The sequence below is a fragment of the Persicimonas caeni genome, from assembly GCF_006517175.1.
GTDB classification, from domain to species: Bacteria; Myxococcota_A; Bradymonadia; order Bradymonadales; family Bradymonadaceae; genus Persicimonas; species Persicimonas caeni.
This window is the reverse complement of the sequence record NZ_CP041186.1, coordinates 2,132,285-2,152,266: the sequence shown is the minus strand read 5'-3', so window position 1 is coordinate 2,152,266 and position 19,982 is coordinate 2,132,285. Positions and strand designations below refer to the sequence as shown.

The following is a 19,982-nucleotide window of genomic DNA, read 5'->3' as shown; positions in this document are numbered from 1 at the left end:
ACGCTCGTGCATGTCGCTCGAGGGCGTAAAAAAGCGCGCCCTGCAAGTGAGCAGGGCGCGCGAGGGGCAGGGCGTCGAGCGAGGTGGCTCAGAGCGTGGCGTAATCCTTGGTGTCGTCGACGCTGCCGTCACAGTCGCCGGGCGCCTGTGTGCCGTTGGCAGTCTGGCCGCCCTGGCCGCCCTGGCCGGCTTGGCCGGTGGACTCGTCGATGGTGGTGTCGTTGGTCAATCCGTTGACGGTGCTGTTGAGGAAGGCCACCCCGATGGCGGGGCCGCCGCAGCCGCCGGCGCCCGCGCCGCCGTCGCCGCCTGCGCCGCCACGTCCGCCGTTGCCTCCCATTCCGGCGTCGAGGGAGTTCTCACCGGTTGTTCTCGTGGAGTTGTCTTCCGGTGCTCCCGCGCCGCCGTCGCCACCTCGGCCGCCAGCGCCGCCGGCGCCCAGGTCCACGGTGACGTCGCGTAGCGTGATGGTGGAGTCGGTGACGAACACGCCAAACGAAGCGCCTCCAGCTTGTCCGTTCTGGCCAGCTTGGCCTCCACAGCCGCCGTTGCCGCCGTTGCCGCCGGCGCCGCCTCTCGCCGTTCCGCCCAGGTAGGCGCAATCACCACCGGCGCCCCCGCCGCCGCCTCCGGTTCCATTTTCCCCGTCCGTAGGCTCGTTGCGCTGCGTCTGTTGCCAATACGCCCCGTTGATCTCGCCCCACGAGGAGCCGAACGTTCCCAGAGTTCCGTCGGCGCCGCGTTGCCCATCGACGCCGGTGGCGCCATCGCCTGCGTTGCAGCCCGTCAAATCATTGACGCAGTAATGCGTTCCACCTTGACCACCGCCACCGCCATTGGCCGGTGAGGAGCCGGCGGACCCATCTGTACCGGATTCGGCCAAACCCGGGTTGGGGCAGCTAAGTGAGTCGGTATTCTGCTGACCTCCCGTTCCTCCACTGGCCGAACACGTTCGATCGGCGCCTTCGACGCCGCTTGCGCCATGGACGCCATCGGCGGCGTTGCCGGCTCGGATGGTCGCAAAGCGCAGCGCGAGGCGCTCGGAGTCTTTGACCCACACTGCGTAAGTCGACGCGCCGGGGTTGCCGTTGCCGTCGGCGTCGTAGCCCTCGACGGTCACCCCGTCGAGCACGGTCACTTCGCTGATGCCGTCGGCGATCACCGCGCGGTAGTTCATCTCGTTGGGGTCGGTGTAGTCGTCCGAGCCCGGGGCGATGCGTGTCTCGCCGCGGGCGTTCGGGGTGCGCGCCCAGGTCCCCTTCTGATAGCCGCCAAAGATGCTGACGCCATTCTCCAGCGTGACCACTTCGTTATACGCCCCCGCGGTGACGAGCACGTGGTCGCGACCGTCGGTGGTCGAGGCGATCTCGAGCCCCTTGTCGATGCTTCGCACCGGGGTCTGCATGGTCAGTCCGTCATTGCCGTCGTCGCCGTCTTCGGAGACGAACACCGAGATGCTCGCGTCGCCGTCGATGCCGTCGCAATTCTGGTCTTTGCCGAAGCGATCGGGCAGGTCGGGGCCGTCCTCGATGTGCACTCGCAGCCGTTGGCGGCATCGCCGTCAGCGTCGGCCATGCCCTCGGCGCAGGTTTCGGTGGGCTGGCACTGGGCGTCTGCGCAGGCGAGCTCGTAGCCGAGGTCGGATGCTTCACAGACGACGCCGCATGTGCCGCAATTGGTCGAGTCGGTGGCCAGTTCGGCCTCACAGCCGTTGGAAGCGTCGTCGTCGCAATTATCAAAGCCTTGATCGCAGGCGTAAGAGCACTCGCCGGTGTTCGTGTCACACGTGCCGGTGGCGTTGGCCGGATCTGCGCAGTCGTCGTCTGTCTGGCAACCGGTCGGCCCGGTGTCCTCCTCGACATCCTCGGCGGCGTCTTGCGCCCGTCGGCGTCGCCTGCGTCGGCGACATCCTCCGTCGACGCGTCTTCCGTCACGTCTCCGGCGTCGCCGTCGAGGCCGCTACCCTCACCCGAAAAGTCTTTGGCGATGCAGCCGGACAAAGATGCCAGCAAGAAGATCAAAGTCAGTGCCAAGCAGCGTTTGTTCATGTCGGTGTCGAGTCTGAATGTCGTGTCGGAGCCCCGTCGACCCCATCCGTGAGTTGACGCAAGCTCGAGTGCTCAATTGCGCTCATGGTACGAGGGACAGCAAGACAGGTCAAATTTGCCGGGGGTGGTTGCGGGCATGGAGCCGGTCGTGGTCGTGGTCGTGGTCGTGGTCGTGGTCGTGGTCGTGGTCGTGGCCGTGGCCGTGGCCGTGACCGTAACCGTAACCGTAACCGTAACCGTACCTGGCCCACATTGTCGCACATGTGCGCACAGCGGCTTGCATTCCCCTGCACCTTTCACTAAACAAAGCTACAAATGCATGAACCACAATTCAGAAAGCTTCTTGAACTTTTCGCGAAGAGACGGGATCTTTCTGAAGTAACTGACTAAATCGAGGCAGCGAGTATCGAGATGAAACGGCTCAAATTGGCAGTGATGGTGGTCCTCTGGGGGCCTTTGGAATGACGGCCGCCGCCTGTGGCGACGACACCACTCGTGGAGACGGTGCCGGCCTGGGCGAGGCGTGCGAGACGAGCGCGGATTGCGCCGACGGCATGACCTGCGTCGACGGGGCGTGCGCCGCCGATACCGACGGCGACGGCGCGCTCGACCCGGTCGACAATTGCCCGGACGTGGCCAACCCCGACCAGGGCTGACTCCGACGGTGACGGGCTGGGCGACGCGTGCGACGACACCGACAACAACGCCAACAATAACAACAACGGCGGTGATTCGGACGGCGACGGCGTCGACGACGATGCCGACAATTGCCCCGACCAGTACAACCCGAACCAGGAAGACGCCGACGCCGACGGCATCGGTGATGCCTGCGATCCGGACATCGACCGCGACGGCGACGGCGTGGCCGACGACTCGGACAACTGCCCCGACACCAACAACCCGGGCCAGTATCGACACCGACGGTGACGGCCAGGGGCGACGCCTGCGACGACGACGACGACGGCGACACGATCCTCGACGGCAGCGACAACTGCCCGGGCGTTGCCCAACCCCCGACCAGCTGACGCCGACGGTGACGGCCGAGGCGACGTCTGCGACGACGACGACGGCGACGGCCACACCGACGACACCGACAACTGCCCGAACGTGGCCAACCCGAACCAGAACGATCTGGACGGCGACGGGCTGGGCGACGCCTGTGACGACGACGTCGACGGCGACGGCATCCTCGACGACGGCGACTCGAGCGGCTCGGGCGACGACAACCCCTGCGAAGACGGCGAGACGACCGGCTGCGACGACAACTGCCCGCGTGTCGAAAACCCCGACCAGGGCGACATCGACCAGGACGGCACCGGCGACCTTTGTGACCCGGACACCACTCGCCGTGAGGGCGGCCCGACCAACAACGCGTGCGTCTACGCGCCGCCTTCCGGCCCGTTCAACCCCAACCTGGAGTGGAGCTTGGCGATCGGCAGCACCGATCCCTACTCGGATCGCGACCAGGTGATGATGACCCCGGTGGTCGCCAACCTCAACGACGACAACGGTGACGGCGTCGTCGACACGAGCGACATCCCGACATCATCTACACGACCTTTGCGACCAACAATAACCAGGGAAGCTGGGACCAGCTTCGCTACGGCGTGCTGCGCGCGGCCTCGGGCGATGGCTCGGGCCTGCTGTGGAGCGTGGGCTTCAACGAGCTCAACGCGCTGTCGAGCATCTCGTCGACCTACACCGCCGGCGGCTCGCCCGACCTCGAGAAGCTCGGTGTGGCCCCGGCCGGCAGCGTGGCCGTGGGTGATATCGACAACGACGGCCAAGTCGAGATCATCGCCGGCCTGTGGCACGACCAGAACGCCACCGGCGGCCTCGTCGCCATCGACAACGACGGCACCCCGCTGTGGACCACCAGCGCCACCGACTCGAGCGGCGTGGAGATCCCGCACCAGTTCACCTTCTGGTGGGGCGGCCCCTCCATCGCCAATATCGACGGCCTGGGCACTCCCGAGATCGTCGCCGGCGCGATGGTCTTCGACGCCAACGGCGACCTTCTGTACGACGGCACCAGCATCGGTGGGCTGACCGGCTACCCCGGCCAGGGCATCAACTGGGCCAACGGCACCCCCGCGACCTACGGCGGCACGCTCAGCGCGGTGGCCGACCTCGACGCGGTGCGCGACTCGTCGACGAACCTCTACACCATGGAGGTCGTCACCGGCACCACCGCCTACACTCACGACGGCCAAGTCTTCTGGGAGGCCGACCCGACGCTTCCCGACGGCTTCCCGGCGCTGGCCGACTTCGACGGTGACTACAACCCCGAGGTGGTCGTGGCCGCCAACGGCACCGTGCGCATCCAGGACGGCCTGACCGGCGAAGTGGTCTGGGGCCCGGTGAGCGTCGAGGGCTACAGCGGCGCCTCGTACGGCGGCCGACTCGGCCCGCCCACCATCGCCGACTTCGACGGTGACGGCACCGACAGCAACCCCGACCTCGAGATCGGCATCGCCAGCAGCAACCAGTACGTGGCCATCGACGTCGACGCGAGCACCTTCAGCAGCACCAACCCGCCGGTGCCCAGCTTCGCGGCGACCAAGATGTGGGCGATGCCCACCCTCGACGAGTCGAGCAGCATGACCGGCTCGAGCCTGTTCGACTTCCAGGGCGACGGCAGCGCCGAGGTCGTCTACAACGGCGAGCAGTACCTGTGGGTCTTCGACGGCGCCACCGGCCAAGAGCTGTTCAAGCAGCCCAACTCCTCGTTCACCGCCTTCGAGAACCCGGTCATCGCCGACGTCGACAACGACGGCAACGCCGAGATCTTGGTCGGCTCGAACAACTTCGAGTGCGGCGACAAGCTCGCCTGCCTGGGTCAGAACACCGCCGGCATCAAGGTCTTCGGCGACGCCGCCGACAACTGGGTGGCCACGCGCCGTATCTGGAACCAGCACACCTACCACATCACCAACGTCGACGAGGACGGGGCCATCCCCGACCAGGAGCTCGACAACTGGTACGTGTCGAACACCTACCGCCTCAACGAGCTGACCACCATCGACCCGCAGGCCGCCCCCGACGTGATCGGCGAAGATCCGCAGGTCGCCGGCGAAGCCTGCTCTCTCAGCCTGCAGGTCTGGGTGACCAACGCCGGCGCAGTCCGCGTGGGCTCGGGTCTGCCGGTCAGCTTCTACGCCGTCGACTCCAACGGCAACCGCACCTTCTTGGTTGAAGCGCGCACCCAGCTCCCCTTGGAGCCGGGTGAGTCCGAGCGCGTCGACGTGCAGGTCAACCTGCCCGGCGCCGGCGTCTGGGACATCGAGGCGGTGGTCGACGACGCCAACGGCACCGGCACCAGCACCGAGAACGAGTGTGACGAGTCGAATAACACGCTCGCGGTCGTGACCGACCGGAGTTGCTCGAACTGATGTTCGAGGTGTGGGGGCGTTGCAGATGCGCAGCGCCCGCTATTGAGGTGGAATTAGCATTTAAGGGCGGATGATTCGCGGCGTGGCTGCGTCCAGAAGCGTTTGGGTCGCAGTGGAGTCACGAATCGTCCGCCCTTAAATATTATCTCTACCTCAATAGTGGGCGTTTCGAACTCTGCAAGGCCGTCACCTTAGCCGCCGCGATAACCTCCCTCCTTGTCACAATCCCCGCCAAAAGCTACAACATGCTGACGTTCCACAGCATGTTGGAGAATCACACATGAATCAGCGGATTAGGCATCTCTCCAAGCGTCTCTTCAAGGCGTTGGCTTGGCTGACCTTTTTGTTTTGCGGCTTCCTCATCGTCACCGGCACCATCATCGGCATGACCGGTGAGAGCGCGGCCCAGCAAGACGAGGGCGCGCGTCCGGCGCAGCAGGTGGCCGGCCAGGTCGTCGAGAACGCGACCACGGCGACCCAGCAGACCGCCGAGGAGCAGCGTGCGCGTGCGGCGCAGGCCGACGAGACCGAGCGTTTGGCGATGGAGCTCGTCGCCCGCGAGACCTCCAACGTCGCCAGCGGCGTGGGCGCGCAGATCAGCGAACGCGCCACCTCGATGACCGAGGCGACCGCCGCCGCCAAGCGCAAGGCCGCCCTCGAGGGCAGCAGCGACACCGGGTTTTTGAACCGCGCGGTCAGCCTCTTTGGCATCGTGGCGCTCCTGGGCGTGGCCTTTTTGCTGTCGACCAACCGCAGGCGCATCGACTGGAAGTTGGTGGGCTGGGGCGTGGGCCTGCAGCTCGCCTTCGCGCTGCTTATCCTGAAGATGCCCGGCGGCGAGATGGTCTTCCAGGGGGCGACGACCGCGGTCGCCAAACTCCTCGAGTTCACCAACCACGGCTCGGAGTTCATCTTCGAGAGCTTCGTGACCGGCAACTGGGAGCCGGCGCTCATCAACTTCGCGTTCGCCGTGCTGCCCACGATCATCTTCTTTAGCTCGCTGATGACGATCCTGTACCACCTGGGCGTCATGCAAAAGATCGTCTACTGGATGGCCAAGGCCATGCAGAAGGTGATGAACACCTCCGGCGCCGAGACCCTGTCGGCCACCGCCAACATCTTTGTGGGCCAGACCGAGGCCCCGCTGGTGGTCAAGCCGTACGTCGACAAGATGACCCGTTCGGAGCTCATGGTCGTGATGACCGGCGGCTTCGCCACGGTCGCCGGCGGCGTCATGGCCATCTATGTGGGCATGCTTCAGTCGACCTTCCCCGACATCGCCGGCCACCTGATGGCCGCCAGCGTCATGAGCGCGCCGGCCGCGCTCGTGGTCGCCAAGATCATGTACCCCGAGGTGGGCCAGCCCGAGACGAGCGGCAACCTCGAGATGCACGACGAGAAGGTCGACGCCAACCTGCTCGACGCCGCCAGCCGCGGCGCCGCCGAGGGCCTCAAACTCGCCCTCAACGTCGGCGCCATGCTCCTGGCCTTCTTGGCGCTCATCGCGCTGATTGACTACTTGCTCAGCCTGCCGAGCTTGCTGTGGAACAAGGGCGGGCTCGAAGACCTCGTCGCCTACTACCAGGCCAACGGCATGAGCGTGCCCGCCGGCTGCGCCCTCGAAGGCATCAAAGACGATGCCGTGCTCGGCTGCATCGAGACGATGTCGGCCACGCAGGGAGCCCCCGAGGTGAGCACGCTGCCGATGATCCAGCTCAAAACGATCTTCGGCTACCTGTTCTGGCCCTTCGCCTGGATCATGGGCGTCCCCACCGAAGACTGCTTTTTGATCGCACAGCTCCTCGGCGAGAAGATGGTCGTCAACGAGCTCGTCGCCTACGGAAGTCTGTCGGGCATGCTCGCCGACCCCAACGTCCAGCTCAGCGGCCGCTCGGTCATTATCGCCACCTACGCCCTGTGCGGATTTGCGAACTTCGGTTCCATCGGCATCCAGCTCGGCGGCATCGGCGGGATCGCGCCGGGGCGTAAGAAGGACCTGGCCCAGATCGCGCTGCGCGCGATGATCGGCGGGACGCTGGCGGCGTTTATGACGGCGACGGTGGCTGGGGTGTTGGTGTGATCGAGTGATGGAGTGATGGAATCCCTTGCTTTATGCAGGGGCCCCTTCGCCTCGCAAACAGCGCTCGGCACTTCCCCTAGCGCAGAAAGCGCGCTGGGGAAGGGGATTGCAGGAAAGAAGAGTGGTTCAGACGCGCAATCCCCCTCCCCGGGCCGCTTTTCAGGTCCAGGGGAGGTGTCGGCGAAGCGTAGCTGAGCCGACGGAGGGGCCCTGCCAGCAAGCAAGGGATTCCAAATCGAACGTCGTAGCTGAGCCGCCGGAGGGGCCCCGCCAGCAAGCAAGAGATCGCCAAAACGCAATAAATCGAAAACCCAAACTTTCATAAAGTGAAGAAACTATGACTACCGAACTCTACGACCAAGCCAAAGCCAGCGCCCAGTGGATCCAAGAGCGCATCCCCGAGACCCCCGAGATCGCCCTGATCTTGGGCAGCGGTCTGGGCGGCCTGTGTGACGACTTCGACGACGCCGTCGCCCTCGAGTACAGCGACGTTCCCGGCTTTGCCGAGTCGGCCGTCGAGGGCCACGAGGGGCGGCTGGTCTACGGCAAGCTCGCCGGCAAGCCCGTGCTCGCCATGCAGGGGCGCGTGCACTACTACGAGGGTTGGTCGCTCACCGAGCTGACCTTCCCGGTGCGCGTGTTCGGCCTGATGGGCATCGACAACCTGTTGGTGACCAACTCGGCGGGCGGGGCGAACCCCGACTATGTGCCCGGCGACCTGATGGTGATCACCGACCACATCAACCTGACCGGCGTCAACCCGCTGCGCGGGGCCAACGAAGACCGCTTCGGGCCGCGCTTTCCGGACATGAGCTACGCCTACAACCCCCAGATCCGCGAGACGATCCTCTCGGCGGCCAACGATCTCGGCTACGAGCTCAAGCAGGGCGTCTACGCCGGCATGGCCGGCCCCAGCTACGAGACCCCGGCCGAAATCCGCATGATCCACACCCTGGGCGGCGACGCCGTGGGCATGTCGACCGTGCCCGAGGTCATCGTGGCCAACCACATGGGCATGAACGTGGGCGGCATCAGCTGCATCACCAACCTCGCCGCCGGTCTGGGCACCGAGAAGCTCGACCACGAAGAGGTCAAAGAGGTCGCCGCGATGGTGCGTGAGAAGTTTTCGGCCCTGGTCTGCAAGACGGTCGAGATGCTTTGAGAAGGCTATTAGGGCAGACAAACTACAATTTGAGGGTCGAGGTATCGACGGTGGTCGGTTTTTGGACCTTCGAATATCGACCACGTTCCAAAAAGACGACCCCAAAATTGTAGTTTGTCCGCCTAAATAGCACCTCCAACTCTTGCAAGGCTATCAACCATGACAAACGCGACCGACATCACCGACGAACAATGGCAACGCCTCTATGAGGCTGCCTTGGCGGCCCAAAAGAACGCCTACGCCCCGTACTCGAAGTTTCCGGTCGGCGCGGCGTTTCTGATGGATTCGGGCGAGGTCTACGCCGGCTGCAACGTCGAGAACGCCAGCAACGGCGCGACCGTCTGCGCCGAGCGCACCGCCATCGGCAACGCCGTCGCGCACGGCGAGCGCCGCCCCGTGGCGCTCGCCGTGGTGACCAACCTCGAAGCCCCCGCCGCCCCCTGCGGCATCTGCAGGCAGGTCCTCGCCGAATTCGCCGACGACCTGCCCATCCTGATGAGCAACCCCGAGGGCGACCGCGAGTTTACTACCCTCGACGAGCTGTTGCCCCATCGGTTCGGGCCGCGGGACTTGCCGAGTTAGCGTTTGAGTGGGCCTTGCAGGTGCCGGGCGCCTTCTACATAAGCAATTAAGGACATAGGGGCTGCGAGTTGCGTCTGGAGCGCGGCGGAGCATCTCTGGAGCCCGGCGAGACGTCTCTGGAGCGCGGCGAGACGTCTCTGGAGCGCGGCGGAGCATCTCTGGAGCGCGGCGGAGCATCTCTGGAGCGCGGTGAGCAATCTCTGGAGCACGGCGACACGTCTCTGGAGCGTCGGCGAGCAATCTCTGGAGGCGGGCGAGCAATCTCTGGAGCGCGGCGAGCAATCTCTGGAGCGTCGGCGAGCAATCTCTGGAGGCGGGCGAGCAATCTCTGGAGCGCGGCGAGCAATCTCTGGAGCGTCGGCGAGCAATCTCTGGAGCGCGGCGAGCAATCTCTGGAGCCCCCACCCAAGACCCCAACCCAAACTCCTAAACCCCCAAACCCCCAAACCCCAATTTCATTGTGTACCTCCATGTAGTATGGTGTATGCAACATTCAAACAACGGGAGCTATTGAAAATGCGCACACTTCGGTGGTGGATCGTCGGTCTGGTCGTCGTAGCGTTGGCGGGATGCAGCAAGTCGAGTGAGCCTCAGCCGGCCGAGCATGCGCTCGTCGAGGCGGAGAGCGCGCATCTCGATCACATGCACCCCAACCTCGTGTTGCTGAACACCCCGCAGAAGATCGCGGGGGCTTTCGATGGGGGCACGGCGCGCTACGAGCGCGACGAGCCCTTCCGGCAGGTCGGCTTTTTCTATACGGCCGACCCCAGCATGGCCGACACCAATGCCGATACCAAACAGGCGTTCGAGTATCGGGTGCGCCTGACCGACGGGCAGTGGAGCGCGTGGGCGCCGATTGAAGTGACCTGGTACGAAGACGGCATCCACGTGGGCCGCGTGCTGCTCGACGAAGAGGCCGGCGAGCTCGAGATTCGTCGGGCGGCAGGCTTGGACTGGCTGCAGGTCGAGTTCTACGAGGAGATCGCCGCCCGTCCCGGCGTCTTGGCGCGCGATCTTCCGGTCGAGCAGCCTTCCGAGCGTGTCCAAAACGGCGACTATGTCACCGTGCAGCAAAAGGCGATCCCGAGCTACGTCGTCACCCGGTCTCAGTGGGGTGCGCGCAACCCGAGCAAGGTCTGCGGCTCGTCGCACGACCCGTATCGCCAGGCGATCCACCACACCTATTCGCCGCGCACCGACGGCGATATCCACGCCACGATGCGCGGCATTCAGGCCTACCATATCGACAGCAACGGCTGGTGCGATATCGGCTATCACTTCGTGGTCAGCCAGGCGGGCAAGGTCTATCAGGGGCGCTCGCGTGAAGACCGCACCGGCGCGCACGTCGGCGGGCAGAACTCGGGCAATATCGGCACCTGCTTTATCGGCGACTTCACCTCGCAGACGCCCAGCGACGCTCAGATCAACGCCGCGGCGCAGATCGTGGGTTGGGTGGGGCGCACCTACGGCATCCCGTTCAACCGCACGAGCATCAAGGGCCACCGGGAGCACGCCGGCCAGTCGACGAGCTGCCCGGGCGACAACCTGCTCGCCGAGCTCGGCACGCTGGTGAGCCGCGCAGAGAACGGCGGCACGCCGGCCGACTACGACGTGTCGGTGAAGGTCAACTGGCTGGGCACCGACAACTTCTACGACCAGGGCGCCAGCGCCAGCCTCGCCGACGCCTTGCCCGGCGACACCTTCCAGGCCGAAATCCTCATCACCAACAAGTCCGACGAGGTCATCCGAAACGTCTGGGCGGGGTATCTGGTCGAGGAGCCGTACCTGGAGGCGACCAACTACGCGATTTACTCGGACCACCCCTCCTACGACCAGTCGAGTTGGACGATCAACTCGGCGGACTCGGACGAGGATAACCCCGCCAAAGACGCGCTGGGCGCCGAAGGTAAGCTCGACATGCACGCGTTTTCGCCCGGCGAGACCAAGCGCGTACTCATCGACATGAAGGCGAATCGCTACAGCGTGGGCGCCATCGAGCACCCGGACGTGCGCGGTTGGATCCAGCACGCCGAGAGCCCCACGGGGACGATCTTCGGCGACCGCGACAGCTGGGACGACGGCGTCGAGACCAACGAGTTGGGCCACGAGGCGCGCGCCCACGCCCAGATGGACGTGCTCGACCCCAACGCCTGGCTCTTCGACGACACCTCCGACGAGGGCAACCTCGAGGGATGGACCGGCAAGCCGGCCGAGCACTTCGAGCAGCTCAAGGTGAACACCAACTACGGCCTGCTCTCCCAGAAGATCTCCGGCGAGGATGCCCGCATCATTTCGCCGGGCTGGACCAACGTGCCCGCCGAGGAGTTCGACCAGCTCGTCTTGCGAGTGCGCTCGCACGACGGCGTCCACACCAAGGCGGTGTTCTGGGCGCGCGAGGGCGAGTCGTTCTCCGAGGAGCGCGCGGTGCGCTTCGAGGCGGCCGGCGACGGCGAGTACCACGACCTGGTGATCCCGCTGGGCGAGCACACCGAATGGAGCGGCGCGGTTACCCAACTGCGGATCGACCTGCTCGACGGCGAAGCCCCGGGCGCCGAGGCCAGCGGGTGGTACGACGTCGACTCGATCTTCTTCCAGAGCTCGGTCGCGCAGACGACCTCGGCGCCGGGTGTCGATTTCGTCGACGCAGCGCCGGTGGCGTTGCAGACCGACGGCGGCGGCAACGGTGACCCTGACGCCGGCGGAACGGACAACGACGCCGGTGGCGACCCGCTGACCGACGAAGACAACGAGAATCTGACGGTCAACGACGGGTGCTCGGCGACCGGATCGGGCAACGTGCCGGTGGGCGCAGCCTGGGTGATTTTGGCGGCATTCCTCGGTTTTACTCGCCGTCGCGACGCCGTGTAGTTGACGTGACCGGATTTCGTTGCGTAATTTGGACCGCGTTACACTATCAGTTCCCGGTCTGTTTCGGAGACGCCGAATGATCAACTGCCCGAATTGCGACAAGCAGATTGCTGACGATGCTGCCCACTGCGGCTATTGCGGCCATCAGCTCGAGGAAAAGAGCAAAAAGAAGACCATGTTTGGCATGGCCGCCCTCGGTGGTGACGAACTCAAAAAAGCTGTCGAGGAGGCCAAAAAGGCCAAGGACGAGCAGGGCGACGGCGAGCAAAAGAAGGCAGGAGGCGGGCTCAAGATCCCGAAGCCGGGCCAGAAGAGCGCCGGCAAGTCGACCGACGCCGGCAAGTCGAGCGGTGGATCGGGCTTCAAGATCCCGAAGCCGGGTCAGAAGGCGAACGAGCAGCCCGAACAAGACGCACAAGCCGACGAGGCCGCCTGGGCGAAGACCGAGCGCATCGACCTGTCCGACGCCGAGCCGCCCTCGGGCATCTCGGAGTCGTCGGAGGCCGACACCCAGCCGCACGATATCGAAGAGCGTTTCGCCGACCAGCAGCGTTTGGAGACCGACGAGGCCACCGGCGACGAGGCGGGAACCGCCTCGACGATCAGCATGAGCGCACCGTCCGAGGACGACCTCGATTCGGTGCCGCCGGCGCAACCTTCGCAGTCATCGCCGCCCTCGTTTGGCGAGCCGGCAGGCCCCGGGCCGTCGCAGGTCTCGCAGGCCGGCGACCAGTCGGGCCCGTTCGGCCCGGGCGCCCAGGAAGCCGAGGAGGCGCAACAGGCTCAGCAGCCGCAACAACCCCAGCAGGCCGTCAGTCCGGCGACGACCACTCCGCCCCCGGGTGGGCCGAGTCCGGCCGATCAGCAGGGCGACATGCGCGTCCACAAAGTCGGCACGGGCGGCCCTCCCGCCCCCGAGAAGAAGAGCAAAAAGGGCCTGATCATCGGCCTCGTGCTCGTCGCCATGATCTTCGGCGGCGCGTGCGTGCTCGGCGCCGGCTACTACGTCTACACCAACTTCTTCTGAGCGGAAGCGCTCGAGGCGCGAAGTCTCGGTGGCAGGGCAAGATGCCCTGCCACCGAACGCGAAGCGCCTTACTCGTAAAGATGCTCGATCGCCTCGTCGGCCCACTCGTCGAGCACGCCCAACTCCCACGCCAAGTGCAAAATCGTGTAGCGATTGCGGATATCCTTCGAATGCGCGATCGCTCGGCGGGCGCGGTCTTTGTCGACGTCGAGCGCGGCGAAGCGCACCGGCGCCTCGGCGGCGCGAAGCTCGTCTTCGAGCGACTGTTCGCTGCGAAGCGTCGAGCGCACCTCGTCCAACACCATCTCCCACTCGTCGACCAACTGGGTGAGCCGCGCGCGCAGCTCGTCGGGGCTCGGATAGCCCGGCTTGGCGTGCTTGACGACCGCGTCGAATAGCTTGCCGAATCGCTCGCGAAGCTGCGCCTCGTAATCGTCCCACGCCGGGAGCGCCTCGACGCGCGCGTCGATGTCGATCGTCGCCGGGTCGAGCGCCTGGAGCTTCTCGTAGAGCAGGGCGGTCGTCAGCGTGCCCACGCCGACCTGGCAGCCGTGCAGGTCGTGGGGCTGGTCGAAGGCGTACGCCGTCATGTCGATGAAGTGGCTGATCAGGTGCTCGCCGCCCGACGCCGGGCTCGACGAGCCCGCCACGCTCATGGCGATGCCCGAGAGCATCAGCGACTCGACCAGGCCCTTGGTGGCGTCACGGTCGCGCTCGGGGAGCTTCTCGGCCACGCCCTCGAGGGCGCGCGCGCCGTGCTCGATGATCTCCATCGCCTCGGGCGAGTGGTGGGTGCCTTTGAGGCGCGCCGACAGGCGCCAGTCGGAGTTGGACACCGGCTTGCTCATCAGGTCGCCCAGCCCGCTGACGATCATGCGGTAGGGCGCCTCGGCCATCACGTCGAGGTCGGCGATGACCACCAGCGGCGCGGTGCACGGCCCGGTCGTCTTGACCCCGTCGGAGAGCACCGCGGCGATCGCCGAGTTGTACCCGTTCATGCTCGGGGCGGTGCCGATGACCGCCATGGGCTGGTCCTCGAGGTGGCAGCCCATCTTGACCACGTCGTTGATCGTGCCCGCCCCAACAGCCAGCCCCGAGACCGCGCCGGTCTCGCGCAGCGCCTCACGGTACGAGTCGATGAGCGTGTCGTCGCAGATCGGGTCGCCCTCGTCGGGCATCGGCACCTCGAAGCGCTCCCACTTCTGGCCGGCTGCGTCGAGCATCGCCGCGGTCTGCTCACCGGCGGCTTCCCAGGTATTCTCGTCGGCGGCGACCAGCCACAGCCCGTCGGCGAGGTGCTCGGACAGAAGCTCGTAGCTGTCGGCGATGGCGTTGCGCGCGATCAGGCACGCTTTGGTGTCGAGTTGGTCGGCGTATTGAGTCAGGTACTTATTTACGATGTCCATGGGCACGGCTGAGAGGTTGAGAGGTTAAGTGGTTAAGAAGAGGTTGAGAGGTTAAGTGGTTCCTTGATTGCCCGTTATCGCTGGATCCGGAGTGATCGTCAACGCGGGCGCTTCGTCTGGGTTGGCATGGGGCTATGCGCTCGAACAAGAAACCACTCAATCACTTAACCACTCAACCACTCCACCACTCAACCCCGCTTTTGCTAACCCGACGCTTTTGAGTAGATTAGTAGCGGCCATACTGTGAACGAATCTTCGAGGACCCCGCCCGATGGAGCTGTACGACCTCCAAACCATCTTTGACTACCTGTCCGGCCAGGCCATTTGGTGGGGGCTGTTGCTGCTGATGCTGAGCGCGATGATCGAATATATCGTCCCGCCGTTCCCCGGCGACACGGTCACGGTGGCGGGCGCGGTGCTCATTCCAACGGCCGGCTGGCCGTGGTGGGCGGTCTTCGGCGCGGTGACGCTGGGAAGCCTCATTGGCGCGGCCATCGATTGGTGGGCCGGCAACTGGGTGGCGCGCAACCAGGAGAAGAACACCTGGATTCACCGCCTGCTCGATCGCGAGAAGATTCGGCCCAAGGTCGACAAGCTGATCCACCAATTCGAGAAGCACGGCAGCGTCTATATCGCCATCAACCGCTTCGTGCCGGCGTTCCGGGCGGTCTTCTTCTTGGCGGCGGGCCTCGCCCGGCTGGTGCTCTGGAAGGTGCTCCTCTTCGCCGCGCTCAGCGCTGCCCTCTGGAACGCCGCGCTTTTGGCGCTCGGCTACTTAGTAGGCTACAATATCGAAGAGCTCGCCAATTGGGTCCAGCGATATACCCATTTGGTCTATGTTGGCCTCGGCGTTGCGATTTTGCTGTGGTTTGGTATCAAATTGGTAAGGCATCTGAGAGCCGACGGGTGATTCAATAAATCTCACCCAAAAAATTTGCAGGGCTCGAGGACTCGTCATATAAATGTTTTAGCTGAGTTCGTTTGCAACCCTGGTTGCGCCGAGTTGAATGTCTAAATGATCTGGAGGTCGCGCTGCTAGGGAAGCGGCGCTGACACCGTGGAGGAATTACATTGACTGACGAGAAGAAGAACCTGCGCAGCACCGGCACCACGACCGTCACTCGCGAGTCGCGCCGGGGCGATGAAGACCTGGACGTGCTCACCCCCGAGGAAGAGAAGGTCGTGCGCATGCGTCACGGGCTGGCCGAGGATGGCGATCACGAGCTGAAATTTGGACTCGGCGCCAACGAAGAAGCGCTGGCCAAGCTGGCGAACCTCGAGAAGTTCCTGGTCACCAAATTCGCGGCGACCGAGAAGCTCGAAGGAGTCTTCGACGGCGACCACGTCGACAGCGAAGCCAAACGGATGATCATCCACAAGCTTCAAGAGCAGAATGACTGAACGTCAAAACGACTGACTCGCCGGGTGAAAACTCGTCGTTAGGTTGTGCCGGACGCGCCCCTCCAGCGGTGCGTCCGGCTTTTTTTTGCCCTCTCCATCCACCTTGTCGCTCCCAACACGGTCTGATAACGTCGCCGCCGAAAGAACCGTAATTTTTATGGAGTCCATCATGTTCGAAAAAGTACTGGTCGCCAATCGGGGAGAGATCGCCGTGCGCGTGATCCGCTCCTTACGGGAGATGGGCATCGCGTCGGTGGCGGTCTTCTCGGAGGCCGACCGCGAGGCGTTGCACGTGCGCTTGGCCGACGAGGCCTATTGCGTCGGTCCTGCCTCGAGCAACGAGAGCTACCTGCGCATCGACAAGATCCTGGAAGTCGTCGAGAAGAGCGGCGCTCAGGCCATCCATCCCGGTTACGGGTTCCTGAGTGAGAACGCCGACTTCGCTCGCGCCTGCGACGAAGCCGGCGTTGTCTTTATCGGGCCCAAGCCCTACGCCATCGAGGCGATGGGCGAGAAGACCCGCGCGCGCACGCTCATGGAGAAGGCGGGCGTGCCGCTGGTCCCCGGCACCGAAGACGCCATCGAGGACGCCGAAGAGGCGCTCGAGATCGCCAAGGAGATGGGCTTTCCGGTGCTGGTCAAAGCGTCGGCCGGCGGCGGCGGCAAAGGCATGCGCCGCGTCGACCGCGCCGAGGACTTCATCGCCTCCTTCGAGGGCGCTCGCCGCGAGGCCCTGAGCGCCTTTGGCAACGGCGACGTCTTCGTCGAGAAGTACGTCGTCAACCCGAAGCACGTCGAAATCCAGGTGCTCGCCGACGGTCACGGCAACTGCGTGCACCTGTTCGAGCGTGACTGCTCGGTGCAGCGTCGCCACCAAAAGATCATCGAAGAGACTCCCTGCCCGGTCCTCGAGGAGGCCACGCGAAAAGCGATGGGCGAGGTCGCCGTCAAGGCCGCCCAGGCCGTCGATTATATCGGCGCGGGCACCGTCGAGTTCTTGCTCGACCACGAGCAGAACTTCTACTTCCTCGAGATGAACACCCGTCTGCAGGTCGAGCACCCGATCACCGAGATGATCACGGGCATGGACCTCGTGCGCTGGCAGGTGCGCATCGCCGACGGCGAAGAGCTTCCGTTCACTCAGGAAGACCTCAAGAGCAGCGGCCACGCCATCGAGTGCCGCATCTACGCCGAAGATCCCGAGAACAACTTCATGCCCGCGCCCGGTCCCATCAGCTACCTGAGCGGCCCGGACGGTCCCGGCGTGCGCGAGGATAGCGGGGTCTACTCGGGCGCGACCGTGCCGGTGCACTACGACCCGATGATCTCGAAGTTGGTCGTGTGGGGCGAGGACCGCGAGCACGCCCTCGGGCGCATGCGCCGCGCGCTCTCCGAATACACCGTCAGCGGCATCATCACCAATATCGCCTTCCACCAAGAAGTGCTCGGGCATCCCGACTTCGTCGAGGGCGCTTACGACACCGAGTTCGTCCCGCGCATGATGAAGGACCGCCAGAAGCCCGCGCCCGCCCACACCGAGGTGGCCGAGCTGGCCGCGGTGCTCGCCGCGCACCGACGCGACGAAGCCATCGCCGAGGCCGGCGGCGGCGCCGAGGGCGCCAAGGCCACCCAGAAGGCCGGCAGCGGTTGGAAGCAACTTGGGCGATTTCGCGCTTTGAGGAGGTACTGAGTCATGTCTGCATATTTTATCACCAACGGTGACGACGAAGAGGCACGCTGTTTCGAGGTCGAGACCCTCGAAGACGGCCGCTACAAAGTGGTCACCCCCGAAGGACAAGAAGTCGTCATCGACGCCTACGCCCCCGAGAACGGCCGGCTGCAGATGCTCATCGACGGCGCCTCCTACGACGTCGACGTGCGCGCCAAAGAGAGCGAGCACACCGTGCAGCTGCGCAACGAGACCCACCACGTCAACGTGCTCAACGAGCGCCAAAAGCGCATGCGCGTGGCCGGCGTGGGCGCGCGCGGCGCCGGCGGCCCCGATCTGGTCAGCCCCATGGCCGGCAAGGTCGTGGCGCTGCAGTGCGCCGAGGGCGACGACGTCGAAGAGGGCCAATGCGTCATCATCGTCGAGGCGATGAAGATGGAGAACGACCTCAAAGCGCACATCACCGGCAGCGTCTCGACGATTCACGTCAGTGAAGGGGATGCTGTGGAGATTGGGGATGTGTTGGTGAGTATTGAGCAGGCATAGCTAGGTTGAGCACCCCCGGGGGCGCCTCCGCGCGGGCGGCGTAGGCCGCCCCGGGGGTGTCGCGAATCGGCAGAGCCGACAAAAAACGAAAGGCGACACGGCAATGACTGACGAAAACCCGAAGCAACAGCAAGCCCTGCTCGAAGAAATCGAGCAAGCAAAGGCGGAGTGGGAGCAAAAGACCCTCCAGCCCATCCTCGACAAGTACGGCGTGCGCCGCGACGAGTTCAACCTGTCCGACGGCGCGCCCGTCGACCTGTTGTACGGCCCGCAGGACACCGCCGAACTCGACTACCTCGACGACCTGGGCTTTCCCGGCCAGTACCCGTTTACGCGCGGCATCCAGCCGACGATGTATCGCGGCCGGCTGTGGACGATGCGCCAGTACGCAGGCTTCGGCACCGCCGCCGAGTCGAATCAGCGCTACAAGTACCTGCTCGACCAGGGCACCACGGGGCTTTCGGTGGCCTTCGACCTGCCCACTCAGATGGGCTTCGACTCCGACTCGCCGCGCGCCCAGGGCGAGGTCGGCAAGGTGGGTGTGGCGATCGACTCCATCGCCGACATGGAGACGCTGTTCGACGAGATTCCGCTCGACAAGGTCTCCACGTCGATGACGATCAACTCGACCGCGGCGATCTTGTTGTCGCTGTATATCGCGGTCGGCGAGCAGCAGGGTGTCGACGCGAGCAAGCTTCGCGGCACCATCCAGAACGACCTGCTCAAAGAGTATATCGCTCGCGGCACCTACATCTATCCGCCGCGCGCCTCGATGCGCATCATCACCGACATCTTCGGGTTCTGTAAGGACGAGGTGCCCCGCTGGAACACCATCAGCATCTCGGGCTACCACATCCGTGAGGCGGGCAGCACCGCCGCTCAGGAGGTCGGCTTCACGCTGGCCAACGGCATCGCCTACGTCGAGAGTGCGCTCGAGAGCGGGCTCGATATCGACAACTTCGCCGGCCGGCTGTCGTTCTTCTTCAACGTCCACAACAATTTCCTCGAGGAAGTCGCCAAGTTCCGCGCCGCGCGGCGGCTGTGGGCGCGCATTGTCAAAGAGCGCTTTGGCGCCAAGAAAGAGCGCTCCATGCGGCTTCGCTTCCACAGCCAGACCGCCGGCTCGACGCTCACTGCCCAGCAGCCCAAGGTCAACGTGGTGCGCGTGGCCTTGCAGGCGCTCGCCTCGGTCTTGGGCGGCACCCAGTCGCTGCACACCAACTCGTGGGACGAGGCGCTGAGCCTGCCCAACGAGGACGCCGTGCGCCTGGCACTGCGCACCCAGCAGGTCATCGCCCACGAATCGGGCGTGGCCGACTTCATCGACCCGCTCGCCGGCAGCTACGCCGTCGAGAGCCTGACCGACCGCATCGAGGAGGAGGCGCGCGCGTATATCGAGCGCATCGACGACCTGGGCGGCGCGGTCGCTGGCATCGAGAAGGGCTTCCAGCAGTCCGAGATTCAAGAGGCCGCCTACCAGGCCCAGCTTCGCCAGGAGCGCGGCGAGGACATCATAGTCGGGGTCAACGAGTTCCAGACCGGCCACCAGCCGCCCGAGGATTTGTTGCGCGTCGACGAAAAGGTCGAGCGCAGCCAGGTCGAGCGACTGCGCGAGTTCAAGGCCTCGCGCGCCCAAGACGACGTCGACAAGGCGCGCGCCGCGCTCAAAAAGGCGGCCGAGGGCTCCGACAACCTGATGCCGCATATCCTGAACGCGGTGAAGAAGAAGGTCACCCTCGGCGAGATCTCCGACACGTTGCGCGAAGTCTTTGGCGAGTACGTCGAGCGCGTGGTGCTCTGA

General features: G+C 65.1%; 16 protein-coding genes and 1 pseudogene. 15 read left to right on the top strand and 2 right to left on the bottom strand.

Annotated features, from left to right (window positions below; all coding sequences use genetic code 11):
- Window positions 1-88: 88 nt before the first annotated feature.
- Window positions 89-1,537: a hypothetical protein gene (locus tag FIV42_RS31130; RefSeq protein ID WP_141197166.1), complete on the bottom strand. Its 1,449-nt coding sequence runs from the start codon at window positions 1,535-1,537 to the stop codon at window positions 89-91.
- Between the two features lie 972 nt (window positions 1,538-2,509).
- On the opposite strand from FIV42_RS31130, the gene FIV42_RS31405 reads away from it, so the two are divergent.
- From FIV42_RS31405 to FIV42_RS07970, 10 genes and pseudogenes are all read left to right on the top strand, one after another.
- Window positions 2,510-2,704 carry a thrombospondin type 3 repeat-containing protein gene (locus FIV42_RS31405; protein ID WP_222615415.1) on the top strand — a complete coding sequence of 65 codons (195 nt, stop codon included), beginning with the start codon at window positions 2,510-2,512 and terminating at the stop codon, window positions 2,702-2,704.
- The gene (locus FIV42_RS31400; protein ID WP_390619652.1) at window positions 2,634-2,975 is read left to right on the top strand and encodes a thrombospondin type 3 repeat-containing protein; all 342 of its coding nucleotides are present in this window, start codon (window positions 2,634-2,636) and stop codon (window positions 2,973-2,975) included. The genes FIV42_RS31405 and FIV42_RS31400 overlap by 71 nt, the downstream gene beginning before the upstream one ends.
- Entirely contained in the window at window positions 2,972-3,073 is a 102-nt protein-coding gene (locus tag FIV42_RS30675; protein ID WP_222615414.1) for a thrombospondin type 3 repeat-containing protein, read from the top strand. The genes FIV42_RS31400 and FIV42_RS30675 overlap by 4 nt, the downstream gene beginning before the upstream one ends.
- Window positions 3,051-3,218, top strand: a pseudogene (locus FIV42_RS31115) (thrombospondin type 3 repeat-containing protein); the annotation flags it as partial. The gene FIV42_RS30675 and the pseudogene FIV42_RS31115, both read left to right, overlap by 23 nt.
- Before the next feature lie 437 nt (window positions 3,219-3,655).
- Window positions 3,656-5,440: an FG-GAP repeat domain-containing protein gene (locus FIV42_RS30885; RefSeq protein ID WP_246099084.1), complete on the top strand. Its 1,785-nt coding sequence runs from the start codon at window positions 3,656-3,658 to the stop codon at window positions 5,438-5,440.
- A 280-nt stretch (window positions 5,441-5,720) separates the two neighbouring features.
- Window positions 5,721-7,520: a NupC/NupG family nucleoside CNT transporter gene (locus FIV42_RS07990; protein WP_222615412.1), complete on the top strand. Its 1,800-nt coding sequence runs from the start codon at window positions 5,721-5,723 to the stop codon at window positions 7,518-7,520.
- Between the two features lie 337 nt (window positions 7,521-7,857).
- Window positions 7,858-8,682, top strand: a complete 825-nt coding sequence (locus tag FIV42_RS07985) for a purine-nucleoside phosphorylase (RefSeq protein ID WP_141197165.1) — start codon at window positions 7,858-7,860, stop codon at window positions 8,680-8,682.
- A gap of 159 nt (window positions 8,683-8,841) precedes the next feature.
- Window positions 8,842-9,264: a cytidine deaminase gene (locus FIV42_RS07980; protein WP_141197164.1), complete on the top strand. Its 423-nt coding sequence runs from the start codon at window positions 8,842-8,844 to the stop codon at window positions 9,262-9,264.
- Window positions 9,265-9,780: 516 nt separating this feature from the next.
- On the top strand, window positions 9,781-12,132 hold the full coding sequence (locus FIV42_RS07975) for an N-acetylmuramoyl-L-alanine amidase (protein WP_168210493.1): 2,352 nt from the start codon (window positions 9,781-9,783) through the stop codon (window positions 12,130-12,132).
- Window positions 12,133-12,208: 76 nt separating this feature from the next.
- The gene (locus FIV42_RS07970) at window positions 12,209-13,159 is read left to right on the top strand and encodes a zinc ribbon domain-containing protein (protein ID WP_141197162.1); all 951 of its coding nucleotides are present in this window, start codon (window positions 12,209-12,211) and stop codon (window positions 13,157-13,159) included.
- 68 nt (window positions 13,160-13,227) lie between these two features.
- Here the strand turns inward: FIV42_RS07970 and FIV42_RS07965 are convergent, their stop codons facing one another.
- Window positions 13,228-14,565, bottom strand: a complete 1,338-nt coding sequence (locus tag FIV42_RS07965; RefSeq protein ID WP_141197161.1) for an iron-containing alcohol dehydrogenase — start codon at window positions 14,563-14,565, stop codon at window positions 13,228-13,230.
- 271 nt (window positions 14,566-14,836) lie between these two features.
- Between FIV42_RS07965 and FIV42_RS07960 the strand changes: the two genes are divergently transcribed.
- The 5 genes from FIV42_RS07960 to FIV42_RS07940 all read left to right on the top strand — a co-directional run bounded on the left by FIV42_RS07960 (window position 14,837) and on the right by FIV42_RS07940 (window position 19,982).
- Window positions 14,837-15,475 (top strand): DedA family protein, encoded by a 639-nt coding sequence (locus FIV42_RS07960; RefSeq protein WP_141197160.1) that lies wholly within the window; start codon window positions 14,837-14,839, stop codon window positions 15,473-15,475.
- A 161-nt stretch (window positions 15,476-15,636) separates the two neighbouring features.
- Entirely contained in the window at window positions 15,637-15,966 is a 330-nt protein-coding gene (locus FIV42_RS07955; RefSeq protein WP_141197159.1) for a hypothetical protein, read from the top strand.
- Window positions 15,967-16,135: 169 nt separating this feature from the next.
- Window positions 16,136-17,656 carry an acetyl-CoA carboxylase biotin carboxylase subunit gene (gene accC, locus FIV42_RS07950; RefSeq protein WP_141197158.1) on the top strand — a complete coding sequence of 507 codons (1,521 nt, stop codon included), beginning with the start codon at window positions 16,136-16,138 and terminating at the stop codon, window positions 17,654-17,656.
- 3 nt (window positions 17,657-17,659) lie between these two features.
- A complete protein-coding gene (locus FIV42_RS07945; RefSeq protein WP_141197157.1) occupies window positions 17,660-18,181 on the top strand; it encodes an acetyl-CoA carboxylase biotin carboxyl carrier protein subunit in 522 nt (173 codons plus the stop codon).
- Window positions 18,182-18,284: 103 nt separating this feature from the next.
- Window positions 18,285-19,982, top strand: a complete 1,698-nt coding sequence (locus tag FIV42_RS07940) for an acyl-CoA mutase large subunit family protein (RefSeq protein WP_141197156.1) — start codon at window positions 18,285-18,287, stop codon at window positions 19,980-19,982.

Excerpts from the sequence above, each read along its gene's own strand:
- FIV42_RS07975 (WP_168210493.1), top strand. The coding sequence starts at position 9,781 with ATGCGCACACTTCGGTGGTGGATCGTCGGTCTGGTCGTCGTAGCGTTG.
- FIV42_RS07940 (WP_141197156.1), top strand. The coding sequence starts at position 18,285 with ATGACTGACGAAAACCCGAAGCAACAGCAAGCCCTGCTCGAAGAAATC.
- FIV42_RS07945 (WP_141197157.1), top strand. The coding sequence starts at position 17,660 with ATGTCTGCATATTTTATCACCAACGGTGACGACGAAGAGGCACGCTGT.
- FIV42_RS31405 (WP_222615415.1), top strand. The coding sequence starts at position 2,510 with ATGACGGCCGCCGCCTGTGGCGACGACACCACTCGTGGAGACGGTGCC.
- FIV42_RS07960 (WP_141197160.1), top strand. The coding sequence starts at position 14,837 with ATGGAGCTGTACGACCTCCAAACCATCTTTGACTACCTGTCCGGCCAG.
- FIV42_RS07980 (WP_141197164.1), top strand. The coding sequence starts at position 8,842 with ATGACAAACGCGACCGACATCACCGACGAACAATGGCAACGCCTCTAT.
- FIV42_RS07965 (WP_141197161.1), bottom strand. The coding sequence starts at position 14,565 with ATGGACATCGTAAATAAGTACCTGACTCAATACGCCGACCAACTCGAC.
- FIV42_RS07990 (WP_222615412.1), top strand. The coding sequence starts at position 5,721 with ATGAATCAGCGGATTAGGCATCTCTCCAAGCGTCTCTTCAAGGCGTTG.
- accC (WP_141197158.1), top strand. The coding sequence starts at position 16,136 with ATGTTCGAAAAAGTACTGGTCGCCAATCGGGGAGAGATCGCCGTGCGC.
- FIV42_RS07985 (WP_141197165.1), top strand. The coding sequence starts at position 7,858 with ATGACTACCGAACTCTACGACCAAGCCAAAGCCAGCGCCCAGTGGATC.
- FIV42_RS07970 (WP_141197162.1), top strand. The coding sequence starts at position 12,209 with ATGATCAACTGCCCGAATTGCGACAAGCAGATTGCTGACGATGCTGCC.